The 14,167-nt window shown below is 67.3% G+C and carries 12 protein-coding genes; 9 read left to right on the top strand and 3 right to left on the bottom strand.

The genetic code is table 11. The features are described 5' to 3' along the window. Window positions 1-166: 166 nt before the first annotated feature. From AB0J57_RS28275 to AB0J57_RS28260, 4 genes are read left to right on the top strand one after another with little or no spacing between them, the layout of a single operon-like run. On the top strand, window positions 167-769 hold the full coding sequence (locus AB0J57_RS28275; protein ID WP_366131157.1) for a hypothetical protein: 603 nt from the start codon (window positions 167-169) through the stop codon (window positions 767-769). 51 nt (window positions 770-820) lie between these two features. After that, entirely contained in the window at window positions 821-3,319 is a 2,499-nt protein-coding gene (locus AB0J57_RS28270) for a hypothetical protein (RefSeq protein ID WP_366131156.1), read from the top strand. Then, window positions 3,316-4,314 carry an aminoglycoside phosphotransferase family protein gene (locus tag AB0J57_RS28265; RefSeq protein ID WP_366131155.1) on the top strand — a complete coding sequence of 333 codons (999 nt, stop codon included), beginning with the start codon at window positions 3,316-3,318 and terminating at the stop codon, window positions 4,312-4,314. The genes AB0J57_RS28270 and AB0J57_RS28265 overlap by 4 nt, the downstream gene beginning before the upstream one ends. A gap of 2 nt (window positions 4,315-4,316) precedes the next feature. Further along, window positions 4,317-5,318 carry an aminoglycoside phosphotransferase family protein gene (locus AB0J57_RS28260; RefSeq protein ID WP_366131154.1) on the top strand — a complete coding sequence of 334 codons (1,002 nt, stop codon included), beginning with the start codon at window positions 4,317-4,319 and terminating at the stop codon, window positions 5,316-5,318. A gap of 203 nt (window positions 5,319-5,521) precedes the next feature. Here the strand turns inward: AB0J57_RS28260 and AB0J57_RS28255 are convergent, their stop codons facing one another. Next, window positions 5,522-6,298 (bottom strand): hypothetical protein, encoded by a 777-nt coding sequence (locus AB0J57_RS28255; protein WP_366131153.1) that lies wholly within the window; start codon window positions 6,296-6,298, stop codon window positions 5,522-5,524. Between the two features lie 239 nt (window positions 6,299-6,537). Here AB0J57_RS28255 and AB0J57_RS28250 point away from each other — a divergent pair, with 239 nt between their 5' ends. From AB0J57_RS28250 to AB0J57_RS28240, 3 genes are read left to right on the top strand one after another with little or no spacing between them, the layout of a single operon-like run. Then, a complete protein-coding gene (locus tag AB0J57_RS28250; RefSeq protein WP_366131152.1) occupies window positions 6,538-7,188 on the top strand; it encodes a hypothetical protein in 651 nt (216 codons plus the stop codon). Between the two features lie 31 nt (window positions 7,189-7,219). After that, complete coding sequence (locus AB0J57_RS28245; RefSeq protein ID WP_366131151.1) at window positions 7,220-8,647, top strand: hypothetical protein; 1,428 nt, start codon at window positions 7,220-7,222, stop codon at window positions 8,645-8,647. Then, on the top strand, window positions 8,644-10,473 hold the full coding sequence (locus AB0J57_RS28240; protein ID WP_366131150.1) for a DEAD/DEAH box helicase: 1,830 nt from the start codon (window positions 8,644-8,646) through the stop codon (window positions 10,471-10,473). Before AB0J57_RS28245 ends, AB0J57_RS28240 begins: the two co-directional genes overlap by 4 nt. Here the strand turns inward: AB0J57_RS28240 and dcm (AB0J57_RS28235) are convergent. After that, the gene (gene dcm / locus AB0J57_RS28235) at window positions 10,443-11,510 is read right to left on the bottom strand and encodes a DNA (cytosine-5-)-methyltransferase (protein WP_366131149.1); all 1,068 of its coding nucleotides are present in this window, start codon (window positions 11,508-11,510) and stop codon (window positions 10,443-10,445) included. The two genes, AB0J57_RS28240 and dcm (AB0J57_RS28235), sit on opposite strands and share 31 nt — an antisense overlap. 166 nt (window positions 11,511-11,676) lie before the next feature. Here dcm (AB0J57_RS28235) and AB0J57_RS28230 point away from each other — a divergent pair, with 166 nt between their 5' ends. Both AB0J57_RS28230 and dcm (AB0J57_RS28225) read left to right on the top strand, forming a co-directional pair. After that, a complete protein-coding gene (locus AB0J57_RS28230) occupies window positions 11,677-12,330 on the top strand; it encodes an HNH endonuclease (protein ID WP_366131148.1) in 654 nt (217 codons plus the stop codon). Window positions 12,331-12,458: 128 nt separating this feature from the next. Next, window positions 12,459-13,631: a DNA (cytosine-5-)-methyltransferase gene (dcm, locus tag AB0J57_RS28225; protein WP_366131147.1), complete on the top strand. Its 1,173-nt coding sequence runs from the start codon at window positions 12,459-12,461 to the stop codon at window positions 13,629-13,631. On the opposite strand, the gene AB0J57_RS28220 is transcribed toward dcm (AB0J57_RS28225), so the two are convergent. Further along, entirely contained in the window at window positions 13,628-14,077 is a 450-nt protein-coding gene (locus AB0J57_RS28220) for a very short patch repair endonuclease (RefSeq protein WP_366131279.1), read from the bottom strand. The two genes, dcm (AB0J57_RS28225) and AB0J57_RS28220, sit on opposite strands and share 4 nt — an antisense overlap. Between the last annotated feature and the right edge of the window lie 90 nt (window positions 14,078-14,167).

Here is a 14,167-nt window from a genome sequence, read left to right as displayed (position 1 = left end):
CGGCGACGCGCCGAAGATCCCCGCATGCCGGTCGCCCAATCGCACGGTGACCGTCCGATGACGAGAAGTAACCGGCAAGGGTGGTGCAGGAGCCTTCCTGCCACCATCACGTAACGGCACAAGGCCAAGCGGATAGGCGCACGCGCCCCTAGGGCACCAACCGCGCATGCCGATCACCCCCATGCCGCCCCACCGCCTCGCCGCGGACCCGCTCGTCGTCGCCCAGGACGGGGTCGCCACCGTCCACCAGCTCATGGACCTGGGTTGTGCCTCCTCCGCGATCGCCGGGCTCTGCCGACCACCGGGCCCCTGGCGCCGCCTGCTGCCACGGGTGATCGTGCTCCAGACCACGGCACCCACCCCGCAACAACGCCTGCGCGGCGCCCTCCTGTACGCCGGCCCCGACGCCCTCCTCACCGGCCCGGCCGCCCTCACCCTCTACGGCGTGACATCCGTGCCGGCCCCCAAGGTCGACGTCCTCGTCACCCACCGCGCCGCCCCGCGCGGCCACGCCTACGTCCGCGTTCGCCCCACCATCCGCCCCGCACGCCGCGTACCGGTCGCCGGCCTGGCCTGCGTACCGCTGCCGCGCGCCGTGATGGACGCCATCCCGTACCTGGAGACGGAGGACGCCGTCGCCACGCTGCTCGCGGAGATCGCCGAGCGGGGCCTGTGCCACCGCGACGAACTCATGGCCGAGGCGCGCGCGGCACAACTCCCGCACAACCCTTGGGTGATGGAGGTACTACGGGGGGCGACCGAGCACTGAATCCCGTAGCCTCACCCTCGTAGCGTTGGGGTATCAGGGGGAGCGACCGCCATGCCGATCAGGCCGCGTTATCGACGAGTTTCGGCGCTGCAACGGCAGTTCTTCAACCGTGAGGAACTGCTCGCCACGTACGACGAGGAACTGCACGGCATCGCCGACCGGCTGAGGATCCTGAACGTCGTCGGCGTCGGCGGGATCGGGAAGTCACGTCTCCTACAGGAGCTGCGCAACCGCACCCCCGACACCTGCCGTACGGCCCGTCTGGACCTGCAACTGCCCACGCTGCGGCAGCAGGAGGACGCGCTGGCCGTGCTGCGCATGGAGTTCGGGGCGCAGGGCGTGAAGTTCGACCGCTTCGACATCGCGTACGCCGTGCTGTGGCAGCGCGTGCACCCCCAGCTCCAGATGGACCGGAAGAACACGCCTTTCGCCGAGGACAGCGAGGTGCTGTCGAAGATCCTCGACGACGCCATGGGCCTGCCCGTCTTCGGGACGGCCGCCGGGCTCGTGCGCCTGACGGGCCGCGCCATGGCCAACCGCCAGCGGCGCCAGCGGATCGAGGCCGACCCGACGCTCCAGGAGCTCGACAACCTGTCGAACGCCGAGCTGGGGCACGCGGTGTCGTACCTGTTCGCCGAGGAGATGCGCCAGTCGGCCGAGGAGCGGCCGTACGTGCTGTTCGTCGACGCCTACGAGGCGATGGTGCCCACACCGCTGCCGGGCGGCCGCAGCTACGGGTCCGACGCGTGGCTGCGGGACCTGCTCGGCCAGCTCCACGGCGGGCTGACCGTCCTGGCGAGCCGGGAGCCGCTGCCGTGGGCGGCGTACGACAAGGAGTGGGAGACGGTGATCCGGAAGACCCGGATCGACGGGCTGCCGATGCCGGCCCGCCTCGACCTCCTCGCCCAGGCGGGCATCACCGAGAACCCCAAGCAGCGGATGATCGCCGAGGCCAGTGCGGGTGTGCCGTTCTACCTCCACCTCGCCGTGGACACGCACGCCCAGAATCCGGCGAGGACGGCGGCGGACGCGGGGACGGCCGAGGAGATCGTCCAGCGGTTCCTCCAGCACGTGGCGCCGGACGAGGTGCGGATCCTGGAGCTGCTGAGCGTCGCCCGGACCTTCGACCTGGGGATGTTCCGTGCGATCGGCCGGAGCTTCGACCTCCCGGCGAACCTGCTGACCTGGGAGTCGCTCACCGCGTACTCGTTCGCGTATCCGCTGCCGCAAGGCTGGTACCGGCTGCACCAGCTCATGATCGTCGCTCTCCAGCACCACCTGTCGCCCTCCGTCAAACGCCACGTCCACTCCGTCGTGCGGCAGTACTGGGAGGGGCTCGCGGACCGGATGGAGACGGGCTCGGGGGACTCCGGGGTTGCCCGGTCCTCCCCGCTGCGGGAGGCCGTGTACCACGGCCTGCACGCGGAGGACATCTCGCCGGAGCAGATCCAGAAGCACGCCGACCGGGCCGTCGTGATGAGCGGCCGGCAGGCCCGGGACGGGATGATCAAGGACATCCGGGACTTCCTGGCGTCCCCGCCCGCAACGCCGTACGCCCTGCCCGGCATCCGGGACGCCGCCGACTGCCTGGACGCGGAGTCCAGGCTGGAGCTCGGGGACGCGAGCGCGGTCATCGCGATGACCCCCGCCCTCGACATGCCCGTGCGCTCGGTGGTGTCGGCGCGGCTCGCCCTCGCCGGGGCGAACGCGCGCCGGATCGCCGGGGAGAGCAGCCACGCGGCGAGCATCTTCGAGCGGGTGTGGGCCGAGCACGCCGGGGAAGCCCGCGCCTCGGCCGGGCTGTGCGTCGCGGACATCCGCATGTGGCAGGGCGACTTCGCGGGCGCGTTCGCGCTGGCGGAGGAGGTCCACGGCATCTGCGCGCCGCACGAGCGGGTCACCCGGGGCGACCTGAAACGCCTGATGCACCTGGGCCACCGGTTCCTGATGGACTTCACCAGGGCCGCCGATCTCCTGGCCGAGGCCGAGGAGGAGTACCAGGCGGTGGGTGCCGTGGTGGGCCTCGCCAACATCCGGACCAACAGGGCCGAGCTGCTGGCCTTCACCGACCCCGGGGCGGCCGTGGCGGAGGCGGGCGCGGCCCTCGACGTCCAGCGGGATCTGGGCGCCCAGCACGAGCTCGGCAAGGTGTACACCGCGATGGCCATCGCGCAGCTCCGGCTGGGGCAGTTGGACCGGGCGGAGGTCTCCTTCCGCAACGCCAACACCGCACTGGACCAGGCCGGTTACCGCTCGGGCCGGGCGCGGGCGGACATGTTCCGGGCGTTCCTGCTGCTGCGCCGGGGCGAGCGGCAGGCGACACAGCGGCTGCTGCACCACGCGGCGCGGGAGTTCGAGGCGTGCCAGGTCTATCCTTCGCTGGTCCTGGCGATCCACAGCGCGGCCGAGCGGACGGGCCTCGCCACGCCGGAGCTCGTGGCGGCCGCCGGCCGGGCCCGCCCCTTGCTGCGACCGCTGGGCACGCTGGAGGACCTGAACCGCCGGACGGACGAGGTGCTGTCGATGATGCTCGATGAGGTGGCCTCGTGACGTCGACGTGGCGGACGCTGTACGAGCAGGCCCTGGCGTCGGAGGATGCCGCCGCCGGCTACTACAACCGCAACGTGGGGGTGCGTACGCCGGAGGGGAAGGTGAACGTGCGCATCCCGCTCGCGGCGGCGGACGTCATGGACGTACGGATCTGGCGCGAGGAGGACGTACTCGCCTGCATCGGCCCGTACGTCGGCCAGGCGCCCGGGCTGCGCCATGTGTCGGAGGACCCGCGCTTCCAGGTGCACCACTTCATCGAGGGCCGTGTCCTGGACAGTTTCTGTCCACGGGGCAGCGCGGTGCCCGCCCACGTCATGACCGACGTCGTGGCGCTGATGGACCAACTGGCCCGCATCCCGGCGGAGAAGACCCCGGCCCGTCCGCCCGACTGGCCGGAATCGGGTGACAGTGCCGGCTTCGGCCGACTGCTGGCCGGCCTCACCCGGCGCATCCACACCACGCACCTGGGCGAGTACGGGGACGTCTTCGCCGCCTTCGGCATCCCGGCCCAGCCGCTGGCGGTGGTCGACGCCCTGTGGGACGGGCTCACCTCCCGGCCGTTCGTGATGCTGCACGCGGACCTCCACCGCAAGAACATGATCGTCTCCGACGCGGCCACCTGGTTCCTGGACTGGGAGCTGGCGCTGTGGGGCGACCCCATGTACGAGATCGCGATCCACTTCCACAAGATGGACTACCCGGACGAGCAGCGGACCGAGGTCCTCCGCCAATGGCGCGACCGGCTACCGCCCCAGTGCACGGCCGGCCCCCACACGGACCTCGACCTGTACATGGCCCACGAGCGCGTCAAGTCGGCGATCGTCGACACGATCCGCTACTCCAAACAGCTCGGGCCCGCCGCCCCTCCCGAGCGGGACTTCCTCATCGGCCGCCTGGCGAAGAAGCTGAACGCCGCCCGCCGGGTGTGGGGTTCGCCTCCCGACATGACCCCGCAGCGGGTCGCCGCCGCCCTCGCCCCCTGGCTGGAGAGGTAACCGTGGACCCTGTCGCCCTCTACGAGGAGGCCCGCGCCCGGGAAGGCGCCCAGTCGGGCCACTACAACCGCAACGTCCGCGTGGAGGGCGACAGCGGCCCGGTCGTCGTCCGGATGCGCTCGGGCGGGGCCGAGGCCATGGACCTCACCCTGTGGCCGGAGGCCGACGTACTCGCCGCCATCGCTCCGCTCGTCCCGTCGGCGCCGCGCCTGGTGCACGCGGGCGCCGACCCCGACTTCCAGATCCACGAGTTCGTCGAGGGCCGCCGCGTCGACGATCTCTCCCCCGACGGCAAGCCGCTCCCCGAGCCGGTCCTGGACGCCATCGGGACGCTCTTCGCCGATCTGCTCCGCGTCCCGCCCCACGCCCTCCCGCCGGTGCCCCCCGACTGGCCCCGCGACGGCGACACGCCCGCCTTCGCCGCCCGCCTCCTCGCCCTCGTCCGCACCATCCGGCACCGGGGCGACGCCTCCATCAGCGCCCTGTACGACGCCCTCGGCGTCCCCGACGACCCGTGCGCCCTCCTCCAGACCCGCGCGGCCACCCTGACCGCCCGCCCCTTCCGCCTGCTCCACGCGGACATCCACCGCAAGAACATGATCCTCACCGACCAGAACCACGTCGTCTTCCTCGACTGGGAACTGGCCCTGTGGGGCGACCCGGTCTATGACCTCGCGGACCACCTCCACAAGACCTCCCCCACGGCCGCCGACCGAGCCGCGGTGCTGGAAGCCTGGCACCGCGCCGCCCCGCCCGAATGCCGCGAGCACTGGCCCGAGGCCCTCGACTACTACCTCGCCTACGAGGCGGTGAAGTCCGCCATCGTCGACACGGTCCGCTGGGGCCGCCGCATCGCCACCGAACCCTCCGCCCCCGCCCGCCTCGCCCTCGCCCACGAACTCGCCACCAAGCTCGCGACAGCCCACCCCCACTGGCCGGCCGATTCCCGCTCGGTTCCGACGCCGGAGGCCGTTCAGGCGGCGGTGGAGCGGTGGCTGGGGTGAGCCCGCCCACGAATGCCCGCCACGCCTGACCTGACACGGCCACGGCAGGCCCACCGTGCCGTTTGGAGTCCGTGCTCCACTTGCTGGCGGCGCAAGTCGCCAACCCGGACGACATCCTCGACTGCGCACAGAGATGCACTCCGCGGCTGAGAAGAAAGCGGCATCGCCAACGGGGCTCGCACTGGGCAGGACCTCACCGGCGCCTAATCGGCTGCCGCCCGCAGCAGAGCGCCGGCGTCATCCGGCAGGCCGTATTCGTGCAGTTGAAGCGCTATGCGGATGATCTCTGCCTCACTCCGTCGCTGCCCGTGAATGCTGATGGCCGCGTCCGCGAGTTGCTCCTGATCCTTGCGGAGAAGTGCGATGGAAGCCGCGCTCTCCAGAGTGCTTAAGGCCGACGAGGCGTCCTGGAGCCACGAGAGCGCATGGCTGGTCTGACCGCTGCCGTGGAGGTCGACAGCCTTGGCGGCAAGCTGCCGGGCCGCAGCTACGTCCCGTGCACTCTGTTGCCGGTGCCCTGCCGGGAGGGGGACCGGCAACAGAGGCGCGCCCGTTCCGGCGCCGCTCGCCGCCCGGCCTGGCTGGGTCGGCACGCTGGCGAGGAGCCGGCTGTTCTCGCGCCGGAGCCGTTCGAGTTCCCGCCTTATGGGCGTGCATGTACTGCACATTCTTGGTTCTGCGGCCTGGTGCAGCTTTCGCAGTTGGTCCACGGTGAACCTGACTGCCTCGCACCCTGCCCTTTCGACGGCCAGGGAGTGAAGCGCCTCGACGAAGCCCCAGGGCGGCACTCGTCTGCCTCTGCAGTACCGGGAGATCTCGCTTGGATGCTTCCGCCAGGCCTTGCTGGCGAGGAGACCTGCAGCCTCCTCCAGCGTGGCTGCAGACACATGCCGGTACAGCGTCGAGAGCGCGACGGCAAGGTCACGCCGCCCTGGTGGAAGTTCCGCGCTGATTCGTCCTTCTAAGGGCCTTGCCGCCATAGCCGCTCCCCGCGATGTGCCGTCAAGTCATTGTGCTACACGGCGTATTGACTACATGGCGCGCAAGAACGGATTCCGGTAGACGCCAGCGGTCTTACCAGCGCTCAATGGATCACCACCCCCGGAGGTTCCGGGGCGTGTGTGCGGCGGGTGTCCTTGCAGGCTCCCCTGCACAGCGGTCCATGCGTGTATTGCATGCAGCGAGTGGAGGTCACACGGTGGCAAGGGAGCCGGGGAGCATGGTCCGGGCGGGACTGTGGCTGCGAGACAACGTGGGCGTAGGCGGAAAGTTCACAAAGGCGGAACTGCGTGCGGCCTTCCCCGACGTGGCACAGATCGACCGGCGCGTACGAGATCTGCGTGACCGCGGCTGGCAGATCGACACGAACCGCCACGATCCGACGCTCAACGCAGATGAGCAGCGGCTCGTGAAGATCGGCGCTCCGGTGTGGATCCCGGGCCAGTCGAAGGCTCCGAAGGAGAAGGCGAGCCTCACCGATGCCCAGCGCAGCAAGGTGATGTTCGACGACGGGTTTCTCTGCCGGTCGTGTGGCATCGGTGCTGGCGAGTCATACGCAGACGGCGGCCAGGGCGCCCAGCTTGAAGTGGCACGCCGCAAGGTCCTCATGCCGGACGGCACGACGCAGGCCCAGCTTGTCACCGAGTGCAGCAGGTGCCGTAACGGCAGCAAGGGACACACCGTAGACCTGGCCGGGTTCATGGGCACTCTCAAGAAGCTCTCGGATCTGGAGCGAGAGGTGTTCGCCGGCTGGCTGAAGGCTGATCGCCGGGAGCCGAGCCCGCTCGAAAGGCTGTGGGGGATGTACCGCACACTGCCCGAGGACGCCCGCAGCGCCATCCGGGACACCGTCCACGGCGAGAACCAGTAGCCCAATATCTGCTGAGGAGATGCAGAAACCAATGATGCAGGAGTTCCCGCCGCCGCCGCGCGCTGACGAGTTCAGCGAGCTGGTGAAGCGGCGCCTGGATGACGTGAGGTCCTCTGGCGGCACCAGGGAGACCGTGACCGTTGACTGGAATGGGCAGCCGCTCCACTGCGAAGTCATCGACTTTCCAGTCAACTCTCTCTACTACAATCCGGGGACTCATCGCATTAGAGCGCAGCGCAGCCTCAACCCAGCGAAGGACGGAATCCTCAGCAAGGATCCGTGGGATAGCGAGAGCCAGGAGTACCTTCAGTATCTGCTCCAGGGTGACCCAGCGAACCCCAGCCGGCGCGATCCTGCTTTCGACAAGCTCAAGGACAGCTTGCAGCAGTTCGGGCAGAACGATCCTGGCCTGATCACCCATCAGGGAATCCTGGTGAACGGGAACACGCGGCGGGCGGCTTTTCGCGAGCTGGGCCAGCAGACGATGCGTGTCGGCGTGCTGCCTGAGTCCTTCACATGGGCGGACATCAACGCAGTTGAGCTAGCACTTCAGCTTCGCCTCGATCACCGCCGAGGCTACTCGTACATCAACCGTCTGCTCGCCATGGAAGAGCAAGCGGCTCTCGGGCGGACTCCTGCTGCCATTGCGAAGGACTTCCGCATCCGGGAGTCGACCTACCACCAGGAGCGCTGGATTCTCAGCACCATTCGCGATCAGATTGACCGCAGCAAGAGTGGCGGTGGTGTCGAGCTGCGACTGGTGGACTTCGAGGACCACCAGGAGAAGCTCAAGGAGCTGCACCGGGTATACGTGAAGCTCGCGGCTGCCGAGCCAGACCGGGCGGACGTGCTGAAGGAGCTTCGCATGGCCGCGATCGTTCTCGGCTTCTCGAAGACCGACGTCCGTCACGTAGACGAAGGCTTCCAGGACCAATACCTGGCAAGGAGTCTCCCCGAGGGCCTGAGCGCACCGACGGTGGAGCCGGCGGCTGTAGCTGTGCCGGGGCTCGTCGGGGTGACCATTCCAGGGGCCACGGCGTCTGTATCCGCTGCGCGCGCACTGAACGACCACGTGCTCCGGGCTAAAGCCACGGCCGTGGCCGACGGCCCAGCGGTTACGGAGCAGGACAAGCGCGAGGCTCAGAATGTCTTCCATGGCGTCAAGGAGGCGTTCGACAAGGCAATTGATGCTGCTGGCCGTGACGCCCGTCTGAGGAAGCGCAAGCAGATGGCACCTGCCCGGCTGGCTGACGCCTGTGTCGACATTGACCAGTGTGTCGTCGAGCTTGTGCAGGCCCGCGCGTCGCGGAGCCTGGACGAGGAGGCTTTTGACGAAGCCGTCCTGAAACTCCGGGAGAGCCTCCGCAGGCTTGCTCAGCAGGCCGGCCGTGGATCGGCGCACCATGGCGATGGCGTCGCCTGGCTTCTTGAGGCCGTCGCCCTGGAGGCAGCCGGATGACAGAGGCGGACCAGGGGCCCTCTCTGCACCTGGACTTCGACGAGACGCGCACGAAGGTCGTCCTCCGGACAACGGAGAGGTACAGCAACGACCTCGTGCAGTTGGTCGCCCGATTCCGTTCGGGCGGCCAGCTTGGCCCCCTTGCCGCGGTTGTCGAGCTGAATGACTTGCTGGGCGGGCTGAGCGCTCTCCTGGCTTGGCCGCACCCGCAAGGCGTGGAGTGGTCCCCGTCCCTGCAAGAGCTCGTTACCGGTGTCTCGCAGGACGCCCAGGTTGTCGAGCAGCGACTGAGCACAGCGGAGCACCACGGAGAAGTCTCTCCCGACGAAGTGCCCTTCTTGCTCGGGGATGAGTGGAAGGGTGACCTCAGCGATTTCCAGAAGCGAGATCTTGCCAAGCTGATGTCACTTCGGCATGGAGCCAACTTCAGCGTCCCCGGTGCGGGCAAGACGCGAGTGGGGCTGGCGCTGTATGCCGCACAGAAGGTGAAGGGGGAAGTCAGCCGGCTGCTCGTTGTCTGCCCCAAGTCGGCGTATGAGTCGTGGCAGTACGAGAGCGCTGTGTGCTTCAGGCACCCCCTGCGCCCAGACGTTCTGGGCAGGTCGTACGACCAGTGGGCAGAGATCCTGATCGTCAACTACGAGCGGCTGGACCGGTCGCTCACGATGCTGTCGTCCTGGCTCCAGGCCGGCCCGTCGATGATCATTCTTGATGAGGCCCACCGTATGAAGCTCGGTGCCCGTGGGACGTACGGCTCCGCGTGTATGGCGCTTGGGCCCCTCGCAAGGCGACGCCTGATCCTCACAGGGACGCCTGCCCCGAACGGAGCCAAAGACCTGGAGAACCTCCTCGGCTTTGTCTGGCCTGGACACGGTCAGCGGACCGTGTCCAGGGCCGTGGCTGGCGGCGACCTCGCCTACGCCAGCTCGGTGCTGCGGCCGTTGTTCACGCGGACCACCAAGCAAGAACTGGGACTGCCGCCGATGACGACTCAGATGCGTTATGTGGATCTGCCGCCCCTGCATGAGGAGATCTACACCTCATTGGTAGGTGGTGAAGGCAGTAGCACGGCCCGGGAAGACCTCAGCTCCCTTGGCAAGACCGCTCTGCGCTTGTTGATGGCTGCGGTGTGTCCGGCACTCCTGGTTGAGGGAGCGCACCGGTACGACCCGCTGGCTTATCAGTTGCCGCCGCTGGAGGTCCCCCAAGGCGGCTCGTTGTACACACTCATGCAGAACCTGCCCGACCATGAGATGTCTCCGAAATACAAGGAGGCAGCTCTGATCGTTGCGGAAAACGCGGAGCGGGGCCGCAAGACGCTCGTCTGGACGACGTTCGTGAGGAGCCTCACCACTCTGGAAAAGCTGCTCGGCAAGTTTGGTCCCGCGGTTGTGTACGGGGGAACACCTGACAGGGAAGAGCAGTTGCGCCGCTTCCGCGAGGACCCCGACTGCATGGTGCTGATTTCCAACCCCGCCACGCTGGGTGAGGGAATCAGTCTCCACCAGGTGTGCCACGACGCGGTCTACGTGGATCGTGACTTTATGGCGGGGCGATTCCTTCAGAGCATGGATCGCATTCACCGCCTGGGGCTGGCTCCGGATACTGATACCACTGCCACCGTACTCGTCGCTCGGAACACCATTGACGAGGTGGTGAAGATCCGGCTGGACCAGAAGCTAGAGTTTATGGGAAAGATCCTCGACGATCCGTCGGTGCAGCAGCTCGCTGACCTAGAGGAAGAGCCCTCGGTAGCGGCTGGGCTCGCACCAAGCGACATGGAGGCGCTGCTAAGTCACATGGGGACACCTGCGTCGCGGCGTTGAGCGTGTTCTGGAGTACGGGCGGAGGGAACACCGTCTGCCCGTACCAGCGCCTCCATGATGCTCTGGCCAACGGCCTGGGCAACAGGCGGTGGGAAGGCGTTGCCCACCTGCCGGTAGGCGGATGTCTTCCGGCCCTCGAAGACCCAGTCCGGGGGGAAGCCCTGAAGCAGGGCCATTTGGGCAATGGTGAGCTTGACCGGCAGACCATCCCCGGGTGAAGGCGGGGCATCCGCGACGCCGGCACCGTTCACCCCCATCTCCGCCCAGACACGCCTTGCCCGGGAGGGCCCCAGGTCGGGTCCGCCGTGCTTCCTGGAACCGCCGCACAGTGTGGGGGCGATCCGCTGTGCCTGCACGGCCCACGAGTCTGCGAGTTCCCAGCCGCCAGATGCCATGGATGCGTGGAGAACATCACCAACAAGCGGAGCGGCGCCCGCAGGCGTGCTGGGCTCGGGCCACTTGAAGCAGCGGAAGGCGTCCGGCGGCAGGGCGATGAGCACGGCACGGGGGCGAAGCTGGGCGACGCCGAAGTCGCAGGCATTCAACAGGCGCCACTCGGCGGCATAGCCGCACTCACGCAGTTGCTGAAGGATGCCGGACCGGTACTCCCGGAACTTCTCCTGTAGCAGGCCCTTCACGTTTTCGATGAGTACGGCCCGCGGCTTGATGGCCTCGGCCAGCGCAAGTACGGCGGGGAGAAGGTCCCGCTCGTCATTGCAGCCCAGTTGCTTTCCCGCCAGCGAGAACGGGGGACAGGGCACGCCTGCGGCCAGGAGGTCAGGAGCCTCCAGCCTGTCAGTCAGGAGCGCGTCGGGGTCCATGCCACGGATGTCTGCCTGCAAGACGTTCCAAGCAGGCCGGTTTGCGCGCAGAGTACGGCAGGCGTCAGCGTCCAGCTCGACGAGCAACGTGTGCGCGAACCCAGCCCTCTCCAGGCCGAGAGCTTGGCCGCCGGCGCCCGCGCAAATCTCCACGCAGGCAGGGGCGGCGGGATTGGGAGAGTCATGAGGAATGGGCACGCCAGAGGCTCCGTCCATGAGCAGGATGACTGCGCAGCAGCTTGCCGCCACTTGCCGCGGCAAGTGGCGGCAAGCTAGCCTCTTCGCTCGAAGAGGCTAGTCATCGAATGGACGAGCGATTGGTGGAAGTGTGTCCGACCTTGGGATGACCTGGAGGAACGAGTCGCTTGGTACTCGCATCCGCGTGGCCTTGTGGCTGCGCGATGAGGTGGGTCAGGGCGGAACGTTTTCCAAGGCCCGGCTCCGTGAAGCGATCAAGGGCGCTGAACAGGTGGACCGCCGCATGCGTGACCTGCGTCCGGCAGGCTGGGTGATCTTGACGTACCGCGACAAGCCCAGCCTCCTGCCCGACCAGCTCTACCTGGACAAGATCGGACTCCCGGTCTGGGACCCTGAGCACAGGGCGGCCGGCCTGCGACAGATCAGCGCCAAGACCCGGCGCTACGTGTATGAGCGGGATGGCCATATGTGCCGGCGATGCGGAGTCGCTGCGGGCGAGGAGTACGCGGACGAGCCGGGCACTCGGGGGCGGCTGACCCTCGGCCATGTGAATCCGCACAAGTCCGGCAGCGGAGCAAATGCTGAGGACCTGATCACCGAGTGCGCCCGCTGCAACGAGACGGTGAAGCACCTCACGGGCGTGCAGATGACCAAGGAACAGGTCTGGGACCGAATGAAGGAGCTGCCAGTCAAGAACAAGCGTGAGCTGCTGGCGTGGATGAAGGCCGACTGCCGGCCGTTGAGTGCCGCGGAGAAGGCGTGGGGCATGTACCGGCAGATGCCTGCGACCGTCCGTGAAGAGCTGGAGCGCGACCTGGAAGCGCTCATGCGGAGCTGATTCACGGGATGCGGTGGGTGTGGAGGTCTACTCGGCGGTCAGATGCGACACTGGCGTATCTGCTGTCAGTCGCGGTTGCCTGTGACTGATTCATCGCCATGCGTAGTCGTACCACCAGGAGGGTCCTCATGGGTTCCAGCGGTAGGCCGCTGACCTCGATTGAGATCTGCGCAGGCGCGGGAGGGCAGGCCGTCGGTCTCCACAACGCCGGTTTCCGCCACCTCGCGCTTGTTGAGATCGACACACATGCGGCCGCGACGCTGGAGCTAAATGTCCTCACGGACAAGCGGTGGGGGGAGACCGCGGCAGAAGAGTGTGATGTCCTCCATATGGACGTCAAAGACTTCGACCCTGCCCGGGACCTTACAAAATTTAATGCCCGGATGAAGCGCCCCATCGGGGATGATGATCTTGATCTCCTGGCGGGGGGTGTGCCATGCCCTCCGTTCTCGGTGGCAGGGAAGCAATTGGGTCGCGACGATGAACGCGATCTGTTCCCAACGATGCTTAAGCTCGCTGACGAACTGCAGCCTCGCGCTGTTATGATCGAGAATGTAGCGGGATTGGTTAAGCCTCGCGATAAGTTCTTCGAATACCGAGAAGAGATCAAGCAGGAGCTTCGGGATTCCGGTTATGTCGTCTGTGGGTGGAGACTCCTGGAGGCCGCAGACTACGGAGTTCCTCAATTGCGGCCGCGCGCCATTCTGGTTGCTATCAGGAAAGACCAATACCGCGGATTCACCTGGCCTGCTCCCAATGGTCGCCGACGTACAGTGGCCGAGGCCCTCGAAGAGACGATGAAGCGCCGGTTCGTGGAGGCAGGGCGAGCCGAGTGGTTTGACCTCTGGCGGGACCAGGCCATGAATGGCGATGTCGCTCCTACTTTGGTGGGGGGCTCGAAGAAGCACGGCGGGGCAGATCTGGGTCCCACGCGGGCTAAGAAGGCCTGGGCGGCGCTTGGTGTGAATGGCATGGGCGTTGCAAATGACGAACATGAAGCCGACCTGGCCCGGGACCTGGGTAATCCACTGGATAAAAAGTGGCCCATGCTCACCGTAGAGCAGGCTGCCATTATCCAGGGGTTCCCCGACAGTCAGAACTGGAAGTTCTCCGGGCGGAAGACTGCTCGTTACCGGCAGGTCGGTAATGCCTTTCCGCCGCCTGTCGCCGAAGCTGTCGGCAGAGCCATTAAGCAGGCGCTTGACCGTGATGGCGACTTGATCGAGCCGCCGATCGGCGACCTTGAGCCCGATGGCACGACGTGGGAGACATCTCAGGATGTCTTGCCCACGCTGCTCTAAGTCACATCGCGTCGCCGGTCGTTCACTGTGCGGGTGATTTCGCTAACGCACTCGGCAGCCGGCGTGTGTTCCCAGAACCGCAGGACAAGCCATCCCGCTTCCTGGAGGCGCTTGTCGGTGTCGCGGTCGCGTGCCATGTTGCGAGCCACCTTGTCTGACCAGTAGCCAGGGTTCGTTCTCGGTGGGACGTAATGCTCAGGGCACCCGTGCCAGTAGCAGCCATCGATGAAAACAGCGACCTTCGCCGGGCGGAAGACCATGTCAGCCGTCCGGCGAAGGTTCGGCAGGGGCTTGGCCGCGACCCTGTACCGCAGTCCCTGGGCATGCACCAGCCGCCGGATGAGCTGCTCAGGTTTCGTGTCTCTGCTGCGGATCGCCTGCATGTTGCGGCGTCGTGCGGCCGACGACGCCCATGACCCGGCAGGGGGCTGCCACTCCTCTGACATCATTCGCCTCAGTGGTGCTGTCGAACGGGGCCTGCTTCAGTGTCCCGGCGTGTCTACCACTTCATCGTCCTCGACGGCCACCCGGGTCTC

The organism is Streptomyces sp. NPDC049837 (genome assembly GCF_040674455.1).
Taxonomy (GTDB): Bacteria; Actinomycetota; Actinomycetes; order Streptomycetales; family Streptomycetaceae; genus Streptomyces.
The sequence above is the reverse complement of the archived record's forward strand: the minus strand, read 5'-3'. Positions and strand labels throughout refer to the sequence as shown.

Excerpts from the sequence above, each read along its gene's own strand:
- AB0J57_RS28275 (WP_366131157.1), top strand. The coding sequence starts at position 167 with ATGCCGATCACCCCCATGCCGCCCCACCGCCTCGCCGCGGACCCGCTC.
- AB0J57_RS28270 (WP_366131156.1), top strand. The coding sequence starts at position 821 with ATGCCGATCAGGCCGCGTTATCGACGAGTTTCGGCGCTGCAACGGCAG.
- AB0J57_RS28255 (WP_366131153.1), bottom strand. The coding sequence starts at position 6,298 with ATGGCGGCAAGGCCCTTAGAAGGACGAATCAGCGCGGAACTTCCACCA.
- AB0J57_RS28250 (WP_366131152.1), top strand. The coding sequence starts at position 6,538 with ATGGTCCGGGCGGGACTGTGGCTGCGAGACAACGTGGGCGTAGGCGGA.
- AB0J57_RS28245 (WP_366131151.1), top strand. The coding sequence starts at position 7,220 with ATGATGCAGGAGTTCCCGCCGCCGCCGCGCGCTGACGAGTTCAGCGAG.
- AB0J57_RS28240 (WP_366131150.1), top strand. The coding sequence starts at position 8,644 with ATGACAGAGGCGGACCAGGGGCCCTCTCTGCACCTGGACTTCGACGAG.
- dcm (WP_366131149.1), bottom strand. The coding sequence starts at position 11,510 with ATGGACGGAGCCTCTGGCGTGCCCATTCCTCATGACTCTCCCAATCCC.
- dcm (WP_366131147.1), top strand. The coding sequence starts at position 12,459 with ATGGGTTCCAGCGGTAGGCCGCTGACCTCGATTGAGATCTGCGCAGGC.
- AB0J57_RS28220 (WP_366131279.1), bottom strand. The coding sequence starts at position 14,077 with ATGTCAGAGGAGTGGCAGCCCCCTGCCGGGTCATGGGCGTCGTCGGCC.